At 59.6% G+C, this 24,698-nt stretch carries 23 protein-coding genes; 8 read left to right on the forward strand and 15 right to left on the reverse strand.

What is annotated here, in order from left to right; translation table 11 throughout:
- Positions 1-4 precede the first annotated feature (4 nt).
- On the forward strand, positions 5-277 hold the full coding sequence (locus ACJJU9_RS20590) for an HPr family phosphocarrier protein (RefSeq protein WP_048368368.1): 273 nt from the start codon (positions 5-7) through the stop codon (positions 275-277).
- Between the two features lie 889 nt (positions 278-1,166).
- Here the strand turns inward: ACJJU9_RS20590 and ACJJU9_RS20595 are convergent.
- The 6 genes from ACJJU9_RS20595 to pmbA form a co-directional block, all read right to left on the reverse strand.
- A complete protein-coding gene (locus tag ACJJU9_RS20595) occupies positions 1,167-2,060 on the reverse strand; it encodes a ZIP family metal transporter (protein WP_153331367.1) in 894 nt (297 codons plus the stop codon).
- A gap of 27 nt (positions 2,061-2,087) precedes the next feature.
- Complete coding sequence (locus ACJJU9_RS20600; protein WP_153391942.1) at positions 2,088-2,699, reverse strand: superoxide dismutase; 612 nt, start codon at positions 2,697-2,699, stop codon at positions 2,088-2,090.
- A 1-nt stretch (position 2,700) separates the two neighbouring features.
- Positions 2,701-3,150 carry a hypothetical protein gene (locus ACJJU9_RS20605; RefSeq protein ID WP_048390292.1) on the reverse strand — a complete coding sequence of 150 codons (450 nt, stop codon included), beginning with the start codon at positions 3,148-3,150 and terminating at the stop codon, positions 2,701-2,703.
- Between the two features lie 33 nt (positions 3,151-3,183).
- Positions 3,184-4,560 (reverse strand): class II fumarate hydratase, encoded by a 1,377-nt coding sequence (locus ACJJU9_RS20610; RefSeq protein ID WP_407729408.1) that lies wholly within the window; start codon positions 4,558-4,560, stop codon positions 3,184-3,186.
- Positions 4,553-4,948 carry a hypothetical protein gene (locus ACJJU9_RS20615; RefSeq protein ID WP_048368376.1) on the reverse strand — a complete coding sequence of 132 codons (396 nt, stop codon included), beginning with the start codon at positions 4,946-4,948 and terminating at the stop codon, positions 4,553-4,555. Before ACJJU9_RS20615 ends, ACJJU9_RS20610 begins: the two co-directional genes overlap by 8 nt.
- Before the next feature lie 200 nt (positions 4,949-5,148).
- Positions 5,149-6,495 carry a metalloprotease PmbA gene (gene pmbA / locus ACJJU9_RS20620; RefSeq protein WP_407729409.1) on the reverse strand — a complete coding sequence of 449 codons (1,347 nt, stop codon included), beginning with the start codon at positions 6,493-6,495 and terminating at the stop codon, positions 5,149-5,151.
- Positions 6,496-6,602: 107 nt separating this feature from the next.
- Between pmbA and yjgA the strand changes: the two genes are divergently transcribed.
- Entirely contained in the window at positions 6,603-7,124 is a 522-nt protein-coding gene (gene yjgA / locus ACJJU9_RS20625) for a ribosome biogenesis factor YjgA (RefSeq protein ID WP_048368378.1), read from the forward strand.
- A gap of 44 nt (positions 7,125-7,168) precedes the next feature.
- On the opposite strand, the gene tldD is transcribed toward yjgA, so the two are convergent.
- From tldD to mreB, 8 genes are all read right to left on the reverse strand, one after another.
- The gene (gene tldD / locus ACJJU9_RS20630) at positions 7,169-8,611 is read right to left on the reverse strand and encodes a metalloprotease TldD (protein ID WP_048368379.1); all 1,443 of its coding nucleotides are present in this window, start codon (positions 8,609-8,611) and stop codon (positions 7,169-7,171) included.
- A 62-nt stretch (positions 8,612-8,673) separates the two neighbouring features.
- The gene (locus ACJJU9_RS20635) at positions 8,674-9,522 is read right to left on the reverse strand and encodes a carbon-nitrogen hydrolase family protein (RefSeq protein ID WP_407729410.1); all 849 of its coding nucleotides are present in this window, start codon (positions 9,520-9,522) and stop codon (positions 8,674-8,676) included.
- A 63-nt stretch (positions 9,523-9,585) separates the two neighbouring features.
- Positions 9,586-13,398, reverse strand: coding sequence for a YhdP family protein (locus ACJJU9_RS20640; RefSeq protein ID WP_407729411.1), 3,813 nt, complete (start codon positions 13,396-13,398; stop codon positions 9,586-9,588).
- 75 nt (positions 13,399-13,473) lie between these two features.
- On the reverse strand, positions 13,474-14,931 hold the full coding sequence (gene rng, locus ACJJU9_RS20645; RefSeq protein WP_048368382.1) for a ribonuclease G: 1,458 nt from the start codon (positions 14,929-14,931) through the stop codon (positions 13,474-13,476).
- Positions 14,932-14,984: 53 nt separating this feature from the next.
- The gene (locus ACJJU9_RS20650; RefSeq protein ID WP_407729412.1) at positions 14,985-15,593 is read right to left on the reverse strand and encodes a Maf family protein; all 609 of its coding nucleotides are present in this window, start codon (positions 15,591-15,593) and stop codon (positions 14,985-14,987) included.
- Positions 15,594-15,645: 52 nt separating this feature from the next.
- Positions 15,646-16,134 carry a rod shape-determining protein MreD gene (mreD, locus tag ACJJU9_RS20655; RefSeq protein ID WP_048368384.1) on the reverse strand — a complete coding sequence of 163 codons (489 nt, stop codon included), beginning with the start codon at positions 16,132-16,134 and terminating at the stop codon, positions 15,646-15,648.
- Positions 16,134-17,204, reverse strand: a complete 1,071-nt coding sequence (gene mreC, locus ACJJU9_RS20660) for a rod shape-determining protein MreC (protein ID WP_082148638.1) — start codon at positions 17,202-17,204, stop codon at positions 16,134-16,136. Before mreC ends, mreD begins: the two co-directional genes overlap by 1 nt.
- Positions 17,205-17,347: 143 nt before the next feature.
- Positions 17,348-18,385 (reverse strand): rod shape-determining protein MreB, encoded by a 1,038-nt coding sequence (mreB, locus tag ACJJU9_RS20665; RefSeq protein WP_002555108.1) that lies wholly within the window; start codon positions 18,383-18,385, stop codon positions 17,348-17,350.
- A gap of 210 nt (positions 18,386-18,595) precedes the next feature.
- Between mreB and gatC the strand changes: the two genes are divergently transcribed.
- The 6 genes from gatC to ACJJU9_RS20695 all read left to right on the forward strand — a co-directional run bounded on the left by gatC (position 18,596) and on the right by ACJJU9_RS20695 (position 23,725).
- Entirely contained in the window at positions 18,596-18,883 is a 288-nt protein-coding gene (gene gatC, locus ACJJU9_RS20670; RefSeq protein ID WP_048368386.1) for an Asp-tRNA(Asn)/Glu-tRNA(Gln) amidotransferase subunit GatC, read from the forward strand.
- A 15-nt stretch (positions 18,884-18,898) separates the two neighbouring features.
- Complete coding sequence (gatA, locus tag ACJJU9_RS20675; RefSeq protein WP_407729413.1) at positions 18,899-20,350, forward strand: Asp-tRNA(Asn)/Glu-tRNA(Gln) amidotransferase subunit GatA; 1,452 nt, start codon at positions 18,899-18,901, stop codon at positions 20,348-20,350.
- A 10-nt stretch (positions 20,351-20,360) separates the two neighbouring features.
- The gene (gatB, locus tag ACJJU9_RS20680; RefSeq protein WP_048368388.1) at positions 20,361-21,806 is read left to right on the forward strand and encodes an Asp-tRNA(Asn)/Glu-tRNA(Gln) amidotransferase subunit GatB; all 1,446 of its coding nucleotides are present in this window, start codon (positions 20,361-20,363) and stop codon (positions 21,804-21,806) included.
- A gap of 72 nt (positions 21,807-21,878) precedes the next feature.
- Positions 21,879-22,250, forward strand: a complete 372-nt coding sequence (locus ACJJU9_RS20685; RefSeq protein WP_048368389.1) for a septal ring lytic transglycosylase RlpA family protein — start codon at positions 21,879-21,881, stop codon at positions 22,248-22,250.
- 51 nt (positions 22,251-22,301) lie between these two features.
- Complete coding sequence (locus ACJJU9_RS20690) at positions 22,302-23,342, forward strand: calcium/sodium antiporter (RefSeq protein WP_153331370.1); 1,041 nt, start codon at positions 22,302-22,304, stop codon at positions 23,340-23,342.
- A gap of 11 nt (positions 23,343-23,353) precedes the next feature.
- Positions 23,354-23,725: a carboxymuconolactone decarboxylase family protein gene (locus ACJJU9_RS20695; protein ID WP_048368390.1), complete on the forward strand. Its 372-nt coding sequence runs from the start codon at positions 23,354-23,356 to the stop codon at positions 23,723-23,725.
- Here the strand turns inward: ACJJU9_RS20695 and ACJJU9_RS20700 are convergent.
- On the reverse strand, positions 23,722-24,663 hold the full coding sequence (locus tag ACJJU9_RS20700) for an AEC family transporter (RefSeq protein WP_048368391.1): 942 nt from the start codon (positions 24,661-24,663) through the stop codon (positions 23,722-23,724). The two genes, ACJJU9_RS20695 and ACJJU9_RS20700, sit on opposite strands and share 4 nt — an antisense overlap.
- Positions 24,664-24,698 lie beyond the last annotated feature (35 nt).

The following is a 24,698-nucleotide window of genomic DNA, read 5'->3' on the forward strand; positions in this document are numbered from 1 at the left end:
CGCGATGCCTGCTCTGGAAATCGAAATCATCAACAAACTGGGCTTGCACGCTCGGGCATCAGCAAAATTCGTCGGCGTCGCCGGGAAGTTTCCGTGTCAGGTAAGAGCGGGTCGCACCCCTGAATCCATGGTCGACGGCAAGAGCATCATGGCCATGATGATGCTCGCTGCCGGCAAAGGCACCAAGATCCATTTGAAGACGGAAGGCGAGCAGGAACAGGAAGCGCTCGACGCACTGGTCAAGCTCATCAACAACTACTTCGATGAGGGTGAGTGAAGAACAGCCCGGCGTACCGTAGGGGCCGCCGCCCCGCGCGCTGTCGCGCAGCAAACAGGCCACCGAATATCTTCAGCATCCCCCAATCGGTTCCCTCTCCTTCGGGAGAGGGCTAGGGTGAGGGGGCTCTTGATTTTTTGTACATATCCATTGCTGCGGCAACGGCCACTTAGGGTTCCGGCCTTACGCCGTGGGCATGCCGCGATCGGCCATCCATGGCCGTGTTGCGGCTCTCAGATCAAAAGCCAAATCAAGATCAAAAGATCGCGAGGCAAGCTCGCTCCTACAGGGCCTTAGGAATCAATTACTTATTTTGTGTTTGATAAGAGGGGCCGCCCCGTTTTCGACGCCGCGCTGTCGCGCAGCAAACAGGCGACTGTAGTCGCTGACGAGGTACGAAGGCTGCGATCGGCTGCGTGCAGCCGTAAAACCATCCACCTCGATATTCTTGGGTACATATCAATTGCTGCGGCAACGGCCACTTAGGGTTCCGCCCTTACGGCGCGTCACTTTGAAAGCGCAAAGTAACCAAACGCTTTTTGCCCCAACCCCTCGGTGCCTCGCTGAGGCTCGGCATGCCCTCACCACAGGCCTTGCTACGTGGGCCCGCCGCGATCGGCCATCCCTGGCCGTGTCGCGGCTAACCCGGCGTCCTGCCGGGTTACCCACTGCGCAAAACCTGCGTTCGGCCAGCGTGGTTTAACGGGGCCTCTCAGATCAAAAGCCAGATCAAGATCAACAGATCGCGAGCAAGCTCGCTCCTACAGAGCTTTTAGAATCAATTACTTATTTTATGTTTGACAGGAGCGAGCTTGCCTCGCGATCTTTTAAGATCAAAAGATCGCGAGGCAAGCTCGCTCCTACGGGTTTTTGGGCATCAATGCGGGCGTTAGCCCAGTGCGGTGTCCATCACCATCATCAGGCAAAAGCCGATGCACAAGCCCAGGCTTGCGAGCTTTTCGTGACCGTTGCGCCGCGATTCGGGGATCACTTCTTGAGTGACCACCAACAACATCGCACCCGCCGCCAACGCCAGTCCAAACGGCAATAACACTTCGGCCAGGTTGACCAGCCAGGCACACAGCAGCGCAAAGACCGGCTCAACCAGGCCGGAGGCCGCACCGATCAAGAATGCCTTGACCCGCGACATGCCTGCACCCGCCAGTACCAGCGCGATCACCAGGCCCTCCGGGACGTCCTGCAAGGCAATGCCCATCGCAAGGCTGTCAGCATCTGGCATGCCGCCACCCGCTGACACCCCGACCGCCATCCCTTCCGGGATGTTGTGCGCAATGATGGCAATCACGAACAGCCAGATACGCGGCGCAATCACGGGCTCGCCGGGCTTGCTGATGATCATTTCAGGGGCAGCCCCGGAGACCTTGAGGTCGACCAGAAACAAAAAAAATGCCCCCAGCAAAATACCCGCACTGACCAGGCCGCTGGCGCCCCATGACGACAGCCCAAGATTTTGCGCCGCCGTAATGCCCGGCACAATCAACGAGAATGCCGTGGCCGCCAACATGACCCCCGCCCCAAAACCCAGCAAGGTGTCGCTCACCGCAACCGGCATTTTGCGGATAACCAATACCGGCACGGCACCCAAGGCGGTGCCCAGCGCACACAGCGCACCGCCTTGCAGAGCCCGCAACAACCTGGGTTCAAGATCCAGCCAGACCAACCCCTTGGCCACCAGCAAGGCCGTGCCCGCCAACAGCAAGAGCGTGCCCAGCGCATAGCGGAACATCCGCACGCCACCCACCGCTAATATTTGCGTGCCCATAATCTGCCTGAATCCTTCTTGGTCGGCTTAGGCAATCGCAGCTGCATAGCGCCGCTCGACTTCGGGCCAGTTAATCACGTTGTAAAACGCATTAATGTATTCCGGACGGCGGTTCTGATAACGCAGGTAGTAAGCGTGCTCCCAAACGTCCAGCCCCAGAATCGGGGTGTTGCCGTTCATCAACGGGCTGTCCTGGTTACCACTGCTTTCGATAACCAGTTTTTTCTCGGGCGTCACGCTGAGCCAGGCCCAGCCGCTGCCGAAACGGGTCAGCGCCGCTTTGGTGAAATTTTCCTTGAACGTCTCCAGCCCACCCAACTGTTCATCAATGGCCTTGGCCAAAGCGCCCTTCGGGGTGCCGCCGCCGGTTGGGCTCATGACTTCCCAGAACAGTGAGTGGTTGGCGTGCCCGCCGCCCTGGTTGATCACCGCTGCACGCAGGTTTTCAGGCAGTTCCTGGACGCTGGCGACCAGTTTTTCAACTGGCCATTTTGCCCACTCCGTGCCGTCAACCGCAGCATTGAGGTTATTGATGTAGGTCTGGTGGTGCTTGGTGTAGTGAATTTCCATGGTTTGCGCATCAATATGCGGCTCAAGCGCGTCGTAGGCGTAAGGCAAGGCAGGCAAGGTGTAAGTCATATCAATGTGCTCCTGAGTGATGGCCGCTGACGGTTGAGAACTCGTGACTTGACTGAGTCACAGGGCTTTTGAGCAACAGTTCGGAGCGCGGGTATTCGCCGTGATCGCTGATAAAGTTCAAAAGCTCAACGTAGGTTTTGCTGCTCTGGCGCAGCGCTGCTTCACGCAGCGCAGGCGCCAGGCGGGGGTTCTGCATGGTTTGCAGTAACCGCTGGTGAATCGCGCACAGGTACTCAACGCTCTCCTCCGGCTGGTTAAGGCGCAAATGCAGATCCGCCAGGTTGTGGTGGGAAATGACACAGGCCGCCACTGCTTCGTCGGCATCACTCCAGCGCTCAAACAGCACTTGTGCCAGTGCCAGCGCCTGCAAGTAATGTTCTCGGGCATCGACCAGCTCGCCCTCAGCGAAACAGCGGTTGGCTCTTTCGATCGTGCGTTTCCAGTGCTCCATATGAACCTCCAAAGCAGTGTGAGGGGCGTGGGGTTAAACGCCGCCGGCGGTCAATTTCTCGGGGTTGAGCAAGACTTCAAGCTGGCTGCGCGGCAGATCGGTGTACTCAAGGGCCACATCAATCACCGGGCGCCCCTGCTGGTAGGCGGCCTTGGCAATTTCGGCCGCCTTTTGATAGCCGATGATCGGGTTCAGCGCCGTGACCAGGATCGGGTTGCGCGACAGCGCTTCCTTGAGCTTGGCTTCGTTGACCTTGAAGGTGGCAATGGCTTTGTCGGCCAGCAAGCGGCTGGAGTTGGCCAACAGCTCGATGCTGCTCAACAGGTTGTGTGCAATCACCGGCAGCATCACGTTGAGCTCAAAGTTGCCTGACTGCCCGGCGATGGTGATCACCGTGTCATTGCCGATCACCTGGGCGGCGACCATGGCGGTGGCTTCCGGGATCACCGGATTGACCTTGCCCGGCATGATCGACGAGCCCGGCTGCAAGCCTTGCAGTTCAATTTCACCCAAGCCTGCCAGCGGGCCCGAGTTCATCCAGCGCAGGTCGTTGGCGATTTTCATCAGCGATACAGCGGTCGCTTTAAGCTGGCCCGAAACAGACACGGCGGTGTCCTGCGAGCCAATCAAGGCAAACAGGTCTTTACCCGGCGTGAATGGCACGTGGGTCAGCGCGCTGAGTTGCTGGCTGAACAGCGCGGCGAATTGCGGGTGCGCGTTGATCCCCGTGCCCACCGCCGTGCCGCCCTGGGCCAGCGACTGCAAGGCCGGTTGCAGAGTGTGCAGGTGCTCGATATTGGCTTTGAGCTGCTGCGCCCAGCCATTGAGCACCTGGCTCATGCGCACCGGCATGGCGTCCATCAGGTGGGTACGCCCGGTTTTTACGTAGACGTGAACCTGCTCGGCTTTATGCTCAATCACCTCGACCAGATGCTTGAGGGCTGGCAGCAGTTCTTCGTGCAAGCCCAGAGCAGCGCTGACGTGAATGGTGGTCGGGATGATGTCGTTGCTGCTTTGCCCGCAGTTGACGTGATCGTTGGGGTTGACCACTTCGCCCAGCACGCGGGTTGCCAGTGTGGCGATGACTTCGTTGGCGTTCATGTTGGAACTGGTGCCCGAACCGGTCTGGAAAATATCCACCGGGAAGTGCTCCATAAAATCGCCGGACAGCAGGATCTGCGTGGCTTCGACAATGGCATTGCCCTGCGCTTCGCTGATTTGCTTGAGTTCAACGTTGGCCTTGGCGGCAGCGGCCTTGGCCAGAATCAGTGCACGAATGAATTGCGCGGGCATGCGTTGATGGCTGATCGGGAAGTTGTCTACCGCACGCTGTGTTTGCGCGCCATACAGCGCGGCCTCTGGCACGTGCAATTCACCCATGCTGTCCCGTTCGATACGCGTATTACTCATCAGGAAATCCTTGCAGCAGTTCTGTTAAAGAAATTGAAGGTTCGAGTTCGCAGGTCGCCAATTGCCAGGCAAAGCTTTGCCAGCGCTTGAGGCGGCAGTTACACAGGGCTTGAGTTTCCATGTCGCGCAGCGGGCGCCATGCATGGTCCAGGCACAGGTTGCGCCAGTGCCACGGCAGGGCCGTATCAGCGGCGGTGTCCAGCAAGAGCCGGAACGCAGTAGCAGAAATCATCCAGGGAGAAGTCGCCGTGCAACCGGCCAGGTATCGGCCTTCGGCCAGATAGTGCTCAATCAGGCGCGGCTCGTCGGGCGCCAGGCCGCAACGGATCTGGCGGCTCATCCAGCGCCAGCTTTCCAGATAAGGGCCTTCATGCAAGGCAGAACTCATGACCTAGGCTCGCTCGATAATGAGATTCATTATTAAGCGATATTGATTATCAAAACAAGCCTGCGTTAGACACACCTTTGTCTCGCGATCTCTTGATCGTTTAAAAGATCGCGAGGCAAGCTCGCTCCTACAAAGGTTGGGTCGAAAAAAAAGGCGTATCACCCGTGAAGGTGATACGCCTTGATTACAACCGGGAAGGTTTAGCTGCCCGCGACGGTCATTCGCGCGATCAGCACCGAGCCGGTGCGGATGTTGCTGCGCAGTTCCAGGTCGTTACCCACGGCAACGATCTGTTTGAACATGTCGCGCATGTTGCCCGCGATGGTCACTTCTTGAACCGGGAACTGGATTTCACCGTTCTCAACCCAGAAACCCGCTGCGCCACGGGAGTAGTCACCCGTGACCATGTTCAGGCCGCTGCCCATCAGTTCAGTCACCAGCAACCCCCGGCCCATGTGACGGATCAGGGCTGCCTGGTCTTTGTCACCGTGGGTCACGAAAAGGTTGTGCACGCCGCCCGCGTTGGCGGTGCTGGGCAGGTTCAGTTTGCGGCCGGAATAGGTGCTGAGGATGTAGGACACCAACTCGCCATCCTTGATAAACGGTTTGGCGTAAGTCGCCAGGCCATCGTTATCGAAGGAGGAACTGCCCATGGCACGGACCAGATGCGGACGCTCGTCCAGGGTCAGCCATTCAGGGAAAATCTTCTGCCCCAATGCATCCAGCAAGAACGACGACTTACGGTACAGGTTGCCCCCCGAAATCGCGCCCAAGAAGCTGCCGAACAAACCACCGGCCAGTTCAGCCGAGAACAAGACCGGGACTTCGCAGGTCGGCACCGGGCGTGAACCCAGGCGGCGGGCGGCGCGCTCTGCAGCGCGCTGGCCGATGCTGACGGCGTCCATCAGCAACTCGCCCTGGCAGTTCACGTCATACCAGTAGTCACGCTGCATTTGCCCGTCGCCTTCGGCGATCATCACGCAGCTCAAGCTGTGGCGGGTAGACGCCGAACCACCGATAAAGCCATTGCTGTTGCCGTACACACGGCAGCCCTGATGAGTGCTGAGGGTGGTGCCGTCGGCGTTTTTGATGCGGCTGTCAGCGTCAAAAGCCGCAGCTTCGCAGGCCAAGGCCTTTTCGATGGCTTGTTCCGGGGTGATGTCCCAAGTGTGGAACACATCAAAATCTTTCAGGTCGCGGGCCATCAGGCTGGCGTCGGCCAGGCCCGAGCTTTCGTCTTCGGAGGTGTGCTTGGCAATTGCCAAGGCGGCCGCGACAGTTTCGCGGATGGCATCCGGGCCGCTGGCCGAGGTGCTGGCCGAGCCTTTGCGCTGTCCCACATAGAGCGTGATGCCAAAACCCTGGTCGCGATTGAACTCAACGGTTTCGACTTCGCGCTGGCGTACAGAGGTCGACAGGCCCTGCTCCAGCGACACCGCGACTTCGCAGGCGCTGGCGCCCTGGCGCTTGGCTTCGGCGATGATTTGCTCGACCTGCTGTTGCAGTGCCGGCAAGGCCTGCGGGCCGACGCTTTGTACTGCACTCATGGTTTTCTCCACTCAAATTCTGTTTTCGGTAGGGCCGCCGAGCGACCAGGCCGGACAAGCGGCCTCCGACTGGTTATCATGGCGGCGTTTCTTTGCGGACTGCCACCATGGTTGATTCTTACGACGACGCCTTCGACGGCGAAAAAAGCAAAACACAGGTCAAAAAAGAGCTGCATGCTCTGGTTGATCTGGGCGAGCGTCTTACAACGCTCAAGCCTGATTTGCTGAACAAAATGCCTTTGACTGACGCTATGCGTAAGGCTCTGGCAGATGCTCCAAAACACACGGCTCATATTGCGCGCAAGCGCCATCTGATGTTCATCGGCAAGCTGATGCGCGATCAACCGATCGACGAAATTCTTGCTTTGATCGATCAAGTCGATGCCTCTTCTCGCCAATACAACGAGCGTTTCCACAACCTTGAGCGCTGGCGTGATCGCCTGCTCGAAGGCGACGACGCTGTACTGGAAAAATTTGTTGTCGAGTTCCCTGAGGCTGACCGCCAGCAAATGCGCTCGGTCATCCGTCAGGCCAAACACGAACTGGCTCATAACAAGGCACCGGCCTCAAGCCGCAAATTGTTCAAGTACATTCGTGGGTTGGACGAGACGCAACGCGGTCTGCGTTAAATCTCGTACGTGGGTGGGTTGCCCTGCAACCCACCCGCTCCCCATCAACCGCCCGTACCGCCTACGGTAATCGCATCAATTTTCAGGGTTGGCTGCCCGACACCGACCGGTACCGACTGCCCATCCTTGCCACAGGTTCCGACGCCGCTGTCCAGCGACAGGTCGTTACCGACCATCGACACCTTGCTCATCGCTTCCGGCCCGTTGCCAATCAGGGTCGCGCCTTTGACTGGGCGAGTGATTTTGCCGTCTTCGATCAGGTAAGCCTCGCTGGTGGAAAACACAAACTTGCCGCTGGTGATGTCGACCTGACCACCGCCCAGATTGGCGCAGTAAATGCCCTTTTTCACCGACGCGATGATTTCGGCCGGATCACTTTCGCCACCCAACATGTAGGTGTTGGTCATGCGCGGCATGGGCAAGTGCGCATAGGATTCGCGACGGCCGTTACCGGTGCGTGCAACGCCCATCAGGCGCGCATTGAGCTTGTCTTGCATGTAGCCCTTGAGTACGCCGTTTTCAATCAGCGTTGTGCACTCGGTCGGGGTGCCTTCGTCATCGACGCTCAATGAGCCACGACGACCGGCCAGGGTGCCGTCATCGACGATGGTGCACAGTTTGGAAGCAACCATTTCGCCCATGCGGCCGCTGTAGGCCGAGCTGCCTTTGCGGTTGAAGTCGCCTTCAAGGCCGTGCCCTACCGCTTCGTGCAGCAGTACGCCCGACCAGCCGGAGCCCAGGACCACCGGCATGGTGCCCGCAGGGGCCGGTACGGCTTCGAGGTTGACCAGCGCCTGGCGCAACGCCTCACGGGCGTAGCCCATGGCGCGGTCGTCGGTCAGGAAGTAGCGGTAGTCGGTACGGCCACCGCCACCATGGCCACCGCGCTCGCGACGGCCATTTTGCTCGACGATGACACTGACATTGAAACGCACCAGCGGGCGCACATCCGCCGCCAGGCCGCCGTCGGTGGAAGCCACCAAAATACGTTCCCACACCCCGGCCATGCTCACGGTCACTTGCTGGATACGCGGGTCCAGAGCACGGGTGGCCGCATCGACGCGCTTGAGCAACTCGACTTTTTCGGCGCGGGTGATGACTTCCAGCGGGTTATCCGGGGCGTACAGTTGCGCCACGTCCTGGGTTGTAAAGGCTTGCACGGTGCCGTTTTGCCCGGCACGGGAGATGGAACGGGCAGCTCGCGCCGCCAGCCCCAGCGCTTCCAGGGTGATGGCATTGCTGTAGGCAAAACCGGTTTTCTCACCTGACTGGGCACGCACACCGACGCCCTGATCGAGGTTGAAGCTGCCTTCTTTGACGATGCCGTCTTCCAGTGCCCAGGATTCGGAAATCTGCCCCTGAAAATACAAATCTGCTGCATCAATGCCCGGCCCGGCCAAATCACCCAATACGCCTTGCAGGCTGTCGAGGGTGACACCGCCCGGTGCCAACAGGTGTTCGCTGACTGAGGTCAACAACTCGCTCATATTCACTCCGTCTTGGCCCCTGTTTCAGCATCATGGATGCACTGAACCCACGGGCCTGAAAATTAGTCCTGCTGTGCAGGTCGCTGTGCGCCCTGCGAAAAAAACCGCCGGTGGTTCACCACCGGCATGCGCGCCCTGATGGCGGCTTGTTCGTCAGCATCGCGCGCGGCCAGCAATACGCCCTCGCCTTGCGCCTGTTCCGCCAACACCCGGCCCCACGGGTCGATGATCGCCGCATGCCCGTAGGTTTCACGCGGGCCCGGGTGAACACCGCCCTGGGCGGCGGCCAGTACATAACATTGGGCTTCGATGGCCCGTGCCCGAATCAGAATGTCCCAATGTGCGGCGCCGGTCACCGCGGTAAAGGCCGAAGGCGCGGTGATCAGCTCAGCCCCGGCAGCCCGCAATTCGCTGTACAGCTCCGCAAAACGCAGGTCGTAGCACACGGTCAGGCCCAATTTGCCTACCGGCGTATCGGCCACCACCACACGTTCACCGGGCGCGTAGTCATCCGACTCGCGGTAACGACCCCGGCTGTCAGACACATCCACATCAAACAAATGCAGCTTGTCGTACCGCGCCGCTTGCTCACCGTCGGCGTTGATCAACAATGAACAGGCATTGACCTTGGCGTCTGGCTGACCCGCTGGCGGCAGCGGTAAAGTGCCCGCCACTATCCATAACTTGAGGTCGCGTGCGGTCTGTTTCAACCATGGCAGGATTGGACCTTCGCCCAATGCCTCGGCGCGCCCCACATCAGCGATATCGCGACGGCCCATGGCAGCGAAGTTTTCCGGCAACACCGCGAGCTGTGCACCGCGTTGCGCCGCGTCTTCTAGCAAGCGCCGGGCCTGAGCCAGGTTGGCCAACACATCGCTCTGGCTGACCATTTGAATCACTGCAAACGACATCACGCCCCCTTGATGGACTGTGTAGACAGAACCTCCACCGGCACTGCCGTTGTCATGCTACTCCTAGTTTTTCTCAAATGGCTTGTCGAAGGTGATTTTCGGGTCGTTCCATGGGCCTTGAATGCTGTATTGCACGCTGGCGAAACGCGACACCTGATCACCAATCAGCTTATTGAGCAGGAACATCGCACCGCCTGCTGCCGGGCCGCCGACCAACAAGGCCGCCAGGGGCAAGTTGTTGGTCACGGGCAAGGTCACCAGCAGTTTCGCATTCACTTGGTCAGAGACCATGTTCAAGGTGCCACTGAGCTCAAGGTTAGTCGACGGACCGGTCATGAGGATCGGCGAGGTGGTGCGGTATACGCCATTGTTGGCGGTCAGGAAGCCTTTGACCCGGTCGTAGCTCAGCCCTTTGCTGAACAGGTCCGAGAAGTCCAGACGCAGACGCCGGCCAATGGCGTTGAAGTTCAGCAGGCCAAAAATGCGCACCACCTGTGTGCTGCCGTCGACCTCAACAAAGCGGCCTTTATTCAAGGTGGCATCGAGGGTGCCAGAGAACCGGTTCAGGCCAATCCAGGCAGGCGAGCCCGGCCAGCGGCCATCGATATCGACTTTGAAATCCTCACTGGTCACGCTTGGGGCAAAACCCCAGCCCTGCAGGACGTTAGCCAGGTTGCCACCGCCAATCCGGCCCCGGTACCAACTGTTGCTGGCCCCGGCCACGCCTTCCCAGCCGCCCGAGCCTTCGAGCAGCAAGCCCTTGAGGCCCAGGCTCAGGTTATTGAGGTTGATCCCGCGTGTGGTCGGCCTGATGTTGAGCGACCAGGCACCGAGCAAATCAGCGCCCTGATAGAGCTGGCGAATGATGATGTCGAGTGCCGGGATCTTGCGCGGGTCAACCGACGCCAAAGGGTCCGGCGCATTGGGGTCGCTGACCGCTTTAGGGTCTGGCGCCGGGAGGCGGATGGTTTGCATCGTCACTTTGATCGGCGCGTTCTTCGCATCCGGCAGCGTGACAGCGCCTGTTGCCTGCTTGCTGTTGATGTTCAGGTCCCAGGCCGCCCCGCTGCGCTTCATTTGCAGCCGCACCTGATCAAGCTGAGTGCCGAAAGCGATGAGCTTGTTCACTTTAAAGTCGGCACTGCTGAGCAGTTGTTTGGCGCTGCCGCCCGGGTCTTTGCCCGCATAGCGCTCGGCCAGCGCCTGCCACGGGGCAACGTCCAGTTCTGACAGCACACCGCGAATGCGCAAGCCCTTGGTCACCGGCAACACCGGGTCGCCATACCCCAGGAACAACTCACCCCGGCCGTCCTCAAACTTGCCGTTGGGGGCGGCAAAGGTCAGGTTCGCCAAATCACCGTAGTCAAACCAGTAACGCCGCTCAGCCCCTTGCAAGGTCATGCGAAACACCGCGTCGCGGCTTTCATTGGCGGCCAGGCCAAACGGTGCCGGCAAGTCGATAGTCGCTCCTTTGAGAGACGAACTGACTCGCAATTGGCTGTCGGCATCGTCCAGGGTCAATTGCAACTGATAAGGCAGCATCCCGGACACCGGGATCGGCTGATTGAACTTGAGCCAGTCGGTCAGTTTTTTAACCCCGACCTGACCGCTTGCCACCACGCGGGTACTCAGCTTGCCCGACTTGCCCTCGGCAAAGATTTGCGCCTTGATCGGCTGGTCGAATGCGCGACCGCTGATAGCTTTGCCGCTCAGGCCCTTGGCGCTGTCGAAGCGGAAGTCGCCCTTGAGTTGGGTCAGTTCAAGTTCTGGATCACTGATTTTCAGGCGGGCCTTGTCGGTGTTGAAATCCACTACGACTTTCGGCTCTTCGCCATGCTCCAGCGGGATGTCGAGATCAACGCGGCCCTTGAGCGAGCCCTCGCCTTGCCAGCCGGCAAAGGTCGATTCAGTGCCAATCGGCGCTTCTTGCAAGATTTTCAGGCCATCGCCCAAACCGCCGTCGAAGTCACCGTCTAAAAACAAGTGAGAGACTTTGCCAGCGTGGACGTGAGGGATATTGACCGCAACGTTGCGCACTTTGGTGTCGAGCAACAGGCCTTTGCTGGCCATGATCCGCACACCGCTGTCTTCGATAAACACGTCACCGGAAACATCGCGTACATGTGGCCAGCCGGGCTGGAACGCCAGTTCAGCGCCATGGACCTTGAAGAACAGGCTGATGTTGCGCGCCGCGTCCACTGCATCGTGGTCCAGTGAGCCTTGGTACTGGAAAAAGCCCTCTTCCACCGAGCCTTTTAATATCGCCGTGCTCAACCACTCGGACAGCGCCGGGCTCAAGACGGCCGGCAGGTATTTGGGGGTGAATCGACCATCGCCATAGGTCAGCCCGACGCGCAGGTCCATGTAGTCTTCCTGAGAGTGATCCATGTGGATGCGGATCAGGAAGTCAGCGGCAATTTTGCCCTCTTCGCCCAGCACCTTGATGTAAGGCGCGATCAAGGTGAAGCTGTTTTTATCCAGCGTCCACTTGAGCAAGGCATTGGCTTGCAGGTACTGCCAGGGCTTGTCGAAAATCGGGTCCAGGTGCAGGACAAAATCTTTGCTGTCGAGGCGCAATTCGCCCTTGCCCAAGTCACCACTGATCAGCCCGCTGACGTTACGCGCCGCCGGTGCACCGTGGGTGGCATTGAAACCCACTTGCTGCAAGTTGGCGGCGAAGCTGATTTTTTGATCGTCGGTCGCATTCGGCCGGTAGTCGGCCAGGACGTTGCGCAAGGTGCCGGTGACGCTCAGTTGGTCAATCACCTTGGCAACGGCTTCTGGCACCGGCGCCAGCGAATCCATTAACGGGGTGATCGGCGTCAGGTCCAGATGATCGGCCTGTAAATGCCAACGTTCCTGCTCACCCTCAGTGGCGGCGAACTGTTGCAGCTGCAGGCGGGTTTCCCAGCGCTTGTCAGCGATGTTCATTGCCAGTGAATCAAGGGTAACCGTGAACCCCTGTTTGCCACGCTCTACCCAGGCATGCAGCGCCAGGTTGTCGAGGGTTTCGGCTTTGCGATCGGCATAGGCACCGCTCAGTTTGGGCGCATTGAGGCGTGCCACAGCGCTTTGCACGGTGCCATGGCCCCAGTTGAACCAGAACTCGCCACCGGCTTTTAATTCAGAGACTTTCCACGGCTGTATCACGCTGGCCGGCATCCATTTGGCCCAGTCACTCTGCGGCAAGCTCAAATAGGCCTGAGCGGCACCGTCGCGCCAGCGGCTGGCCTGGATCTGGGTCTTGAGGCTCAGCGCCAGCGGCTGGCCGTCGGGCAGGGTCAAACGCGCATCCAGACGCTGGTCAGAAGCCCCCACGTCCAGCGTCAGCCCGACATAAGTCAGGGTCATCGGCGCATGATTGAAGGGTTCGAGGGTCACCTGGCTGTCGAGGACCGATACCCGCGCCACCCGCTGCAATTGGTTCAGCAGTTGCTCGGGGTCCAGCGGCTGATCATCCTGCACAGGCAGCCCTTCCAGCGCCCAATGGCCGTCCTTGTCCTGACGGGCACTCAGTTGCAGGCCGCCCAGTTGCACGCTGGCAAGCCGCACATCGCGATTGAGCAGGCTGGCCCAGACATCGGGCACTACCTTCACGTTGTCCAGCCGCAGGGCGCTAGTGCCCTCGCCGACCATCACGTCGTGTGCCAGCAGTACCGGCGCCATGCCCTTCCAGCTGCCTTCAAGGCTGCCAATGGTCAACGGCATGCCCAAAGCATCACGGGCCTTGGTCTGGATTTCTGCGCGGTATTCGGCAATCAGTGGCGTCAGCTCACGACCCAAACTGACGTAGAGTGCCGTAAGTACCAGAACCAGCGCACATAGACCTAATCCCCAGCGGGTCAGCGCGGCAAAAAAGCGTGTCAGACGCTCCATGTCAGGTGGCCCCTTCAGTGATGGTCGAGGGGGCTGCGCCCAACCCCCTGTCATGCGGATACGCGTTCAGATACTTCAGAGCAGTACCACGTCGTATTGTTCCTGGGAGTACTGAGTTTCTACCTGAAAACGGATGGTACGCCCGATAAATCCTTCCAGCTCAGCGACGTTGCCCGACTCTTCGTCCAGCAAACGGTCAACAACACGCTGGTTGGCTAATACACGATAGCCAACGGCTTGGTACGCGCGGGCTTCACGGAGAATTTCGCGGAAGATTTCGTAGCAAATGGTTTCAGGGGTTTTCAGCTTGCCGCGCCCCTGGCAGCACACGCAGGGTTCGCAGAGCACTTGCTCAAGGCTTTCGCGGGTGCGCTTGCGGGTCATCTGCACCAGCCCCAACTCGGTGATACCGATGATGTTGGTCTTGGCGTGATCACGTTCCAGCTGTTTTTCGAGGGTGCGCAACACCTGGCGCTGGTGCTCTTCATCTTCCATGTCGATGAAGTCAATGATGATGATGCCGCCCAGGTTACGCAGGCGCAGTTGCCGGGCGATGGCCGTTGCCGCTTCAAGGTTGGTCTTGAAGATGGTTTCTTCAAGGTTGCGATGGCCCACGAACGCGCCGGTGTTGACGTCGATGGTGGTCATGGCTTCAGCCGGGTCGACTACCAGATAACCACCCGACTTGAGCGGCACCTTGCGGTCCAGCGCCTTCTGGATTTCATCTTCTACGCCATACAGGTCAAAAATCGGCCGCTCGCCAGGGTAATGCTCAAGGCGGTCGGCGATTTCCGGCATCAGTTCAGCCACAAACTGAGTGGTCTTCTGGAAGGTTTCTCGCGAGTCGATGCGAATTTTCTCGATCTTCGGGCTGACCAGGTCACGCAAGGTGCGCAACGCCAGGCCCAAGTCTTCATAGATAACGCTCGGTGCGCCCGCCGTTTTGATTTGCAGACCGATCTGGTCCCACAGACGGCGCAAGTAGCGAATGTCCATGAGGATCTCATCCGCCCCGGCGCCTTCAGCGGCCGTGCGCAAAATAAAACCACCTGCTTCCTTGATGCCTTCTTGCGCCACGCAATCACTGACCACCTGCTTGAGGCGCTCACGTTCGGCTTCGTCTTCGATCTTCAGCGAAATACCGACATGGGCCGTGCGCGGCATGTACACCAGGTAGCGCGACGGGATCGACAACTGAGTGGTCAGGCGTGCGCCTTTTGACGCAATCGGGTCTTTGGTGACTTGCACCACCAAGCTTTGACCTTCGTGCACCAGCGCGCTGATGCTCTCAACGGCCTGGCCTTCACGCAGTGAAATTTCAGATGCGTGAATAAAGGCGGCACGGTCCAGTCCGATGTCGACAAAGGCAGCCTGCATGCCGGGCAACACCCGCACCACCTTGCCCTTATAAATGTTGCCAACAATGCCGCGGCGCTGGGTACGCTCGACATGCACCTCTTGCAGAACACCGTTCTCTACCACGGCCACGCGCGATTCCATCGGCGTGATGTTGATCAGAATCTCTTCACTCATGGCTGGGTCTCGTTCAGGCGTCATAGCATTAGTGCCAAGTCATGTAAGGCGCGTTATTCAGCGCTCGATAAGGTTTGCCAACAGGGTATGCCGAATTGCCCGAGCAGTTCTGCGGTTTCGCACACAGGCAAACCCACAACCCCGGAATAACTGCCATTAAGGCCCGCCACAAAGACCGCGGCCAACCCTTGAATGGCGTAGCCACCGGCTTTGTCCTGAGGCTCTCCGCTGGCCCAATATTGGGCGGCTTCTTGCTGGCTGATGGTTCTGAAGCTGACCCGGCTGCGCACCACACGGGTTTCGCAACGCTCGGCCGCCAAAATGGCAATGGCTGTCAAGACATCATGCTCCCGGCCAGACAACGCCATGAGCATAGACAAGGCATCGGCCTCGTCGACCGGTTTGCCGAGAATCTGATCATCCAGTACTACGGCGGTGTCAGCACCCAATACACAGAATGGAGCGCTTACCGAGGCCCCGAGCAGGTGCTCGCGCCCCGCTCGGGCCTTTGCTCGCGCCAGGCGCTCGACATAGGCCGCAGGGCATTCGTCAGGGAGGGGAGTTTCGTCTATGGGGGCACTGACCACCTGGAACGGCACGCCGATTTGAGTCAGTAACTCGCGGCGGCGCGGTGAGCCAGAGGCCAGAAAAAGCGGAGTCATCAAGACATCTCCCTGTCTACGTGCACAAACCAGGAAATGGCTCGCGATCCAGTCAATTGATTTTGAAACGTCGGCGCAAACCGCGCAGCCCGTAGCTCACCCATGGCCACAACAGCGCACTGACCAGCGCTGGCAAGACCAACGCCAGCGTAGGCTGGCGATTGCCGGTCAAGGCACTAAGCCATAGTTGAGCCAGTTGAGCCAGGCCAAATATGACCAGGATCACCAGGCTTTGCTGCCACATCGGGAACGTGCGCAACCGTTGCGCCAGCGACAATACCAAAAAGGTGATGAGGGTCAGAATCAATGCATTCTGGCCCAGCAAGGTGCCGTACAGCACGTCTTCCATCAAGCCCAGGCACCAGGCGGTGACCATGCCCACCTTGTGCGGCAAGGCCAGAGCCCAGAATGCCAGCAACAGGGCCAGCCACAACGGGCGCAGGATTTCCATGAACTGCGGCAACGGCGAAACGCTGAGCAACAGGCCGATGGCAAACGTCAGCCAGACAATCCAGCCGTTTCGCGAATGAGTGCCCGCCATTATTCCCTCTCCCGAGTAGTGGCCGGCGCAGCGGCTGGCGGCTTGGCTGCGGCGGGTACAGGTTTTTTCACGGTCTTGGGATCAGTTGCAGCCGGAGCTGGCGTCACCGCTGGCGCGGCGGCAGGGGCAGCAGGTGCGGCGGCCGTTGGCGCAGGCTTGGGCACAGTGGCCGGCACAACCGGCGGTGCTTCACCCCGCTGCTCGGCCTCTTGGGCTTGAGCGGCGTCATTGGCGCGTTCTTCAGGGGTTCGGCTGTCGCTGAACACCAGCAGCAAATAGCGGCTGCGGTTCAAGGCGGCAGTCGGCACAGCCCGCACAATGGCAAATGGCTGGCCCGAGTCGTGAATGACTTCTTTGACCGTGGCCACCGGGTAACCGGCCGGGAAGCGTTGCCCCAGGCCCGAACTGACCAGCAGATCGCCTACTTTGATATCCGCCGTGTCGGCCACGTGACGCAGTTCGAGTCGCTCAGGGTTGCCCGTGCCGCTGGCAATGGCGCGCAGGCCATTGCGATTCACCTGTACCGGAATGCTGTGGGTGGTGTCGGTGAGCAACAGGACGCGCGAGGTGTTCGGCATCAACTCGACCACCTGCCCCATCAACCCGCGAGCATCAAGCACCGGCTGCCCCAGCACCACGCCATCGCGCTCACCCTTGTTGATGATAATGCGATGGGTGAACGGGTTCGGGTCCATGCCGATCAGCTCGGCCACTTCTACCTTTTCGTTCACCAGCGCCGAGGAGTTCAACAACTCGCGCAGGCGAACGTTCTGCTCGGTCAAGGCTGCCAGCTTTTGCATGCGGCCTTGCAACAGAAGGTTTTCAGTTTTGAGCTTCTCGTTTTCAGCCACCAGTTCTGTGCGACTGCCAAATTGGCTGGCAACCCCCTGAACCAGGCGTTGCGGCAAATCGGTCACCCAGTAGGTTTGCATCAGCACCAGCGACATCTGGCTGCGCACCGGCTTGAGCAAGGTGAAACGGGCATCTACCACCATCAGCGCGACCGATAGCACGACCAGCACCAATAAGCGCACGCCCAATGAGGGGCCTTTAGAAAAGAGCGGTTTAATAAGCCGCCCCTCCCGGGCAAGTGTTCAATGTATTCATACGGCGTTAAAGCGGCCTGGATGAAGATTGGCAAAAGATAAACGCCAAAAGGCAGCACTGCAAAGTGCTACCTTTTGGTGATAACCATTGGCCTGCACCGGCGATCTTATTCGCTGGAGAGCAGGTCCATTGTGTGTTTATCCATCATTTCCAGCGCACGGCCACCACCACGGGCAACACAGGTCAGCGGGTCTTCGGCAACGATCACCGGCAGACCTGTTTCCTGGGCCAGCAGCTTGTCGAGGTCACGCAGCAAGGCGCCACCACCGGTCAGTACCAGGCCACGCTCGGCGATGTCCGAAGCCAGCTCTGGCGGAGACTGTTCCAGTGCGCTTTTCACAGCCTGAACGATGGTTGCCAGCGACTCTTGCAGAGCCTCGAGCACTTCGTTGGAGTTCAGGGTGAATGCACGTGGAACGCCTTCTGCCAGGTTACGGCCGCGTACGTCGACTTCACGCACTTCACCGCCCGGGTAGGCCGTGCCGATTTCCTGCTTGATGCGCTCAGCCGTCGACTCGCCGATCAGGCTGCCGTAGTTACGACGCACATAAGTGATGATCGCTTCGTCGAAGCGGTCGCCGCCAACCCGTACGGATTCAGCGTAAACCACACCGTTCAGGGAGATCAGCGCGATTTCAGTGGTACCACCACCGATATCGACAACCATCGAACCGCGTGCTTCCTCAACCGGCAAGCCAGCACCGATGGCCGCGGCCATCGGTTCTTCGATCAGGAATACTTCACGGGCACCGGCACCCAGTGCCGATTCACGAATGGCGCGACGCTCTACCTGAGTCGATTTGCACGGTACGCAAATCAAAACCCGAGGGCTTGGCTGCAAAAAGCTGTTTTCATGCACTTTGTTGATGAAGTACTGCAGCATCTTCTCGCAGACGCTGAAGTCGGCAATCACGCCATCCTTCATCGGACGAATGGCAGCAATGTTGCCAGGTGTACGGCCGAGCATGCGCTTGGCCTCGGTGCCGACGGCAACGACACTTTTCTGGTTACCGTGTGTCCGAATAGCCACAACCGATGGCTCATTCAGGACAATACCGCGCTCACGCACGTAAATAAGGGTGTTGGCAGTGCCCAGGTCGATGGAAAGATCGCTGGAAAACATGCCACGCAGTTTCTTGAACATGGGAAAGGGACCCTAGGCAACGCGTGGGTAAAAAAGTGCGGCAAACTCTAACAACGACAGGGATTTTGGGCAAGGCGCCAATATGTTAAATTGACCGCTTTTCCGTGCACCAACCCCCACAATCGCGGCCATATGACCGTAGAAATGCGGTAGTGTTCCGACAATCTAACACACGGACACCATCCGTCCTGTTTTCCACTGGAGAATCCCATGGCGCTTGAACGCTCCGACGTGGAAAAAATCGCACATTTGGCCCGTCTGGGTCTCAATGATGCCGATCTCCCACGCACCACCGAAGCCCTTAATAGCATTCTGGGGCTGATTGATCAGATGCAGGCTGTCGACACCACCGGTATCGAGCCGCTGGCCCACCCACTGGAAGCCAGCCAGCGCCTGCGCGCTGACGTCGTGACTGAAAGCAATCATCGCGAGGCTTACCAGTCCATCGCACCAGCGGTCGAAAACGGCCTCTATCTGGTTCCGAAAGTCATCGAGTAAAGGGAAAGAGCCTGCATGCATCAATTGACTCTGGCCGAGATCGCCCGCGGACTCGCCGATAAAAAGTTTTCTTCTGAAGAGCTGACCAAGACCTTGCTGGCGCGTATCGCCCAGCTCGATCCGCAGCTCAACAGCTTCATCACCCTCACCGAAGACCTCGCCATCGAGCAGGCCAAGGCTGCTGACGCACGTCGCGCCAACGGTGAAAGCGGTGCCCTGCTGGGCGCGCCGATCGCGCACAAAGACCTGTTCTGCACCCTGGGCGTACGCACCAGCTGTGCCTCGAAGATGCTCGACAACTTCAAGGCACCGTACGACGCCACCGTGGTTGCCAAGCTCGCCGAGGCTGGCGCGGTCAGCCTGGGCAAGACCAACATGGACGAGTTCGCGATGGGCTCGGCCAACGAATCGAGCTACTACGGCGCGGTCAAAAACCCGTGGAACCTTGAGCACGTACCTGGCGGTTCATCGGGTGGTTCGGCTGCCGCCGTTGCCGCTCGTCTGTTGCCGGCAGCGACCGGCACCGACACCGGCGGCTCGATCCGCCAGCCCGCTGCGCTGACCAACCTTACCGGCCTCAAGCCGACGTACGGTCGGGTATCGCGCTGGGGCATGATCGCTTACGCCTCCAGCCTTGATCAGGGCGGCCCCTTGGCGCGCACCGCTGAAGACTGCGCGATTTTGTTACAAGGCATGGCTGGCTTCGATCCTAAAGACTCCACCAGCATCGACGAACCGGTGCCGAACTTCAGCGCCGACCTTAATACCTCGCTCAAAGGCCTGCGTATTGGCGTGCCTGCCGAGTTCTTCAGCGAAGGCCTCGACCCGCGCATTGCCGAACTGGTGCACAACAGCATCAAAGAGCTCGAAAAGCTCGGCGCAGTGATCAAGACCATCAGCCTGCCCAACATGCAGCACGCGATTCCTGCGTACTACGTGATCGCGCCCGCTGAGGCGTCTTCCAACCTGTCGCGTTTTGACGGCGTGCGTTTCGGCCACCGCTGTGAAGACCCCAAAGACCTGACCGACCTGTACAAGCGTTCGCGCGCCGAAGGCTTCGGCCCGGAAGTCCAGCGCCGGATTCTGGTCGGTGCCTACGCCCTGTCGGCCGGTTACTACGACGCTTACTACCTGCAAGCGCAAAAAATCCGTCGCCTGATCAAAAACGACTTTGTCGCAGCCTTCAACGAAGTCGACGTCATCCTCGGCCCAACCACGCCTAACCCGGCCTGGAAAATCGGCGCTAAAAACAGCGACCCGGTATCTGCCTATCTGGAAGACGTGTACACCATTACCGCCAACCTCGCGGGCCTGCCGGGTCTGTCGATGCCAGCCGGTTTTGTCGATGGCTTGCCCGTCGGCGTGCAGTTGCTTGCGCCGTACTTCCAGGAAGGCCGCTTGCTCAATGTCGCTCACCAGTATCAGTTGAACACTGACTGGCACACGCGCTCACCTGCCGGCTTCTGAGGAGAAACATATGCAATGGGAAGTTGTGATCGGGCTGGAAATTCACTCCCAGCTCGCCACCCAATCGAAGATTTTCTCCGGCAGCGCCACCACGTTTGGCGCTGAGCCAAACACCCAGGCCAGCCTGGTTGATCTGGGCATGCCGGGCGTTTTGCCGGTGCTGAACCAGGAAGCTGTGCGCATGGCCGTCATGTTCGGCATCGCGGTTGACGCCGAAATCGGCCAGCACAACGTGTTCGCACGTAAAAACTACTTCTACCCTGACCTGCCAAAGGGCTACCAGATCAGCCAGATGGAACTGCCAATTGTCGGCAAAGGCCATTTGGACATCACCCTGGAAGACGGCACCGTCAAGCGCGTTGGCATCACCCGTGCGCACCTGGAAGAAGACGCGGGCAAAAGCCTGCACGAAGACTTCAGCGGCTCGACCGGCATTGACCTCAACCGTGCAGGCACCCCGCTGCTGGAAATCGTTTCCGAGCCGGACATGCGCAGCGCCAAAGAGGCCGTTGCCTACGTCAAGGCCATGCACGCACTGGTGCGCTACCTAGGCATCTGCGACGGCAACATGGCTGAAGGTTCGCTGCGTTGCGACTGCAACGTGTCGGTACGCCCGGTCGGCCAGGCCGAGTTCGGCACCCGCTGCGAGATCAAGAACGTCAACTCGTTCCGCTTCATCGAGAAGGCGATCAACAGCGAAGTCCAGCGCCAGATTGAACTGATCGAAGACGGCGGCAAAGTCATCCAGCAAACGCGCCTGTATGACCCGAACAAAGACGAAACCCGCGCCATGCGCAGCAAAGAGGAAGCTAACGACTACCGTTACTTCCCCGACCCGGACCTGCTGCCGGTGGTGATCGAAGACTCGTTCATCGAAGACGTGCGCGCCACCCTGCCGGAACTGCCACCGCAAAAGCGCGAGCGCTTCCAGTCGCAGTTCGGCCTGTCGGCTTACGATGCCAGCGTTCTGGCCTCTAGCCGTGAACAGGCAGACTACTTCGAAAAAGTCGTGAGCATCAGCGGCGACGCCAAGCTGGCGGCCAACTGGGTGATGGTTGAGTTGGGCAGCCTGCTCAACAAGCAAGGCCTGGACATCGACCAGTCGCCGGTCAGCGCCGAGTTGCTGGGCGGCATGCTGCTGCGCATCAAGGACAACACCATCTCCGGCAAAATCGCCAAAGTGGTGTTTGAAGCGATGGCCAACGGCGAAGGCACGGCTGACGAAGTCATCGACAAGCAAGGCCTCAAGCAAGTCACCGACAGCGGCGCCATTGAAAAGGTGCTGGATGAAGTGTTGGCGGCCAACGCCGAGCAAGTCGAACAGTACCGTGCGGCTGACGAAGCCAAACGCGGCAAAATGTTTGGCTTCTTCGTCGGGCAGGCCATGAAAGCCTCCAAAGGCAAAGCCAACCCGCAACAAGTCAACGAACTGCTCAAGAGCAAGCTCGAAGGCTAAATCGCACACTCACTGCAGGAGCGAGCTTGCTCGCTCCTGCAGATATGAGTGGGCACACAAAGGACTCCCCCCATGAAGCGGCTACTCGGCGCCTGCGCCCTGCTCGGCTTGCTCACCGGCTGCGCCAGCCACGACATAGACCCACGCGGCTATGACGAAACCGGCGTTGCCTCTTATTACGGCGCTCGGCACCACGGTAAACGCACTGCCAGCGGCGAACCCTTCGACCAAAACGCCCTCACCGCCGCCCATCGCAGCCTGGCCTTCGGCTCACGGGTCGTGGTCACCAACCTCAGCAACAACAAAACGGTAGTGGTGCGCATCAATGACCGGGGCCCGCATACCCGCGGCCGTCTGATTGATCTTTCGCGCCAGGCCGCCCAACAGTTGGGTATGCTGAGCAGCGGCACGGCCAAGGTGCGGGTTCAGGGTTTAAGTGACTAAACAATGGAGTGAATCACCATTTTGGGGTTAAGCGCGTTATCACCGTGGAACCTGCTGCAACTGCTCTGCGGTCTCGCCATGCTGATTGCTGGCGCCGAACTGCTGGTGCACTGCGCGGTGCGCATGGCCGCCAACCTGAAGGTTCGCCCCCTGCTGATCGGCTTGACCGTGGTCGCCTTCGGCAGCAGCGCTCCGCAAATGACCGTCAGCCTGCAAGCCGCACTAAACGACACACCGGACATTGCCGTCGGCAGCGTCATTGGCAGCAACATCTTCAACGTCCTCGTCACCCTCGGCCTGTCGGCACTGATTATCCCCCTGCGCGTGTCACGCCAACTGGTGCGTCTCGATATCCCCTTGATGATCATCGCCAGCGCGCTAGTATTCGGCCTGGCCCTGAGCAAACAACTGGATCGCCTTGATGGCGCCATTCTGCTGGTCGGTCTGGTGATTTACCTCGGCTTGCTGCTCCGCCAGTCACGCCACAGCGGGCACCATCATGTCAGCCACGACCGACCGCCAACGTCGTGGCCGGTCAACGTTCTGATGATGCTCATGGCCTTGATCTTGCTGGGCGCAGCCGGGCATCTGTTGCTGGACGCCGCCGTCGGTGTGGCCACCGAATTGGGGCTGTCCGAGCGCATCATCGGCCTGACCATCATTGCCGTCAGCACTTCACTGCCGGAACTCGCCACCTCACTGATTGCAGCCTTTCGCGGGCAACGCGAAATTGCCGTCGGCAATGTGATTGGCAGCAACGTCCTCAACTTGCTTGGCGTGCTCGGCCTCACCGCGCTGATCAGCCCCGAACCGCTGTCGGTATCACCCAACGCCCTGGCTTTTGACCTGCCGGTGATGCTCGGCGTCGCCGTGTTGTGCCTGCCGGTGTTCTATACCGGCTACCGCGTCACCCGCGCCGAAGGCTTGCTGTTTTTGGGGCTGTACCTGGCGTATGCGCTGCACGTGGTGTCGTTCACCACGGGCATGCCGCTGGCGGGCAGGCTCGAACACCTGATGCTGTTTTACATCTTGCCGGCGCTGCTGGTGTTTCTGCTGTTCAGTACCCTGCGCGCCTGGCGACGACAACACTGAGGAGTTTTGCGATGGACAACAAAAAGACCGGACTTGAAATGCGCCGCCAGGTGATGGGCGATGAGTTTGTCGACCGTGCACTGGGCAATGCCACCGACTTCACCCAACCACTGCAAGACTTCGTCAACGAACACGCCTGGGGCGGCGTGTGGAATCGCGAGGGTCTGTCGCTAAAAACCCGCAGTCTGATCACCCTCGCCACCCTCACCGCGCTCAAGTGCCCGCAAGAACTCAAAGGCCACGTACGCGGTGCGCTGAATAATGGCTGCACCGTCGACGAGATCCGCGAAGCACTGCTGCACTGCGCGGTGTACGCTGGCGTACCGGCGGCCATTGATGCGTTTCGGGCAGCTCAGGAAGTGATCGACGCCTATAAAGGCTAAATCCAGCCGCCCCACTGCAATACAAAGATCCCGATATTGGTCGTGATGGCCGCCATCAAGGTGGTGATCACGATAATCGACGCGGCCAGTTCGTGGTTGCCGTTTGCTGCGCGCGCCATGACGTAGCTGGCGGCTGCCGTCGGGCTGGCGAAGTACAGGAACAACGTCCCCAGCTCCGGCCCGCGAAAGCCCAGGAGCCACGCCCCCAGTGTGGCCACCAGCGGCAGGCTGATCATTTTGACCAGGCTGGCACTCAACGCCAGATTGCCGCTTTTGCGCAAGGACGCCAGCGACAAGGTGCCGCCGATACAAATCAGCGCCAGCGGCAAGGTCATGGACGCCAGGTATTCACCGGAAGCCTGCAACCAGCCCGGCAGCGTGATCTTGAACACCGCAAACGGGATCGCCGCCAGCACGCTGATAATCAGCGGGTTTTTCACCACACTTTTGCAGACGCTCCACGGGTCGGACTTGATCACCGGGCTGTACACCGCCAGCACAATCGTCGACAGGGTGTTGTACAACAGGATCACCAACCCTGCGAGCACCGCCCCCAGCGAGATGCCGTAGTCGCCATACATGCTGGCCGCCAGGGCCAGGCCGATCACCGCGTTGTTGCCGCGAAATGCGCCTTGGGTATAGATGCCGCGATCTTCACGCGGGCAACGCCAGATCGCCCAGCCCCAGGCCAGGCCAAAACACACCAGGGTCGCCAAGGTGAAATAGCCCAGCACCTTGGGCTGCATGGCGGTTCTGAGGTCGGCGTGGACAATCCCCAGAAACAACAACGCCGGCATGGTGACGTTAAACACCAGTGCCGACGCCGTGTGGATAAAGTTGTCGTTAATCCAGCCCACCCGCTTGAGCACAATGCCCATAAAGAGCATGGCAAACACCGGGGCGGTGATCGAGAGGGTCAGAAAAAAGATAGCCAGCATGCAAACACGCTCGTGTGAGGTCGTTAAAAAACTAA

Origin of the sequence: Pseudomonas helleri, assembly GCF_045830615.1 — a bacterium.
Lineage (GTDB): Bacteria > Pseudomonadota > Gammaproteobacteria > Pseudomonadales > Pseudomonadaceae > Aquipseudomonas > Aquipseudomonas helleri.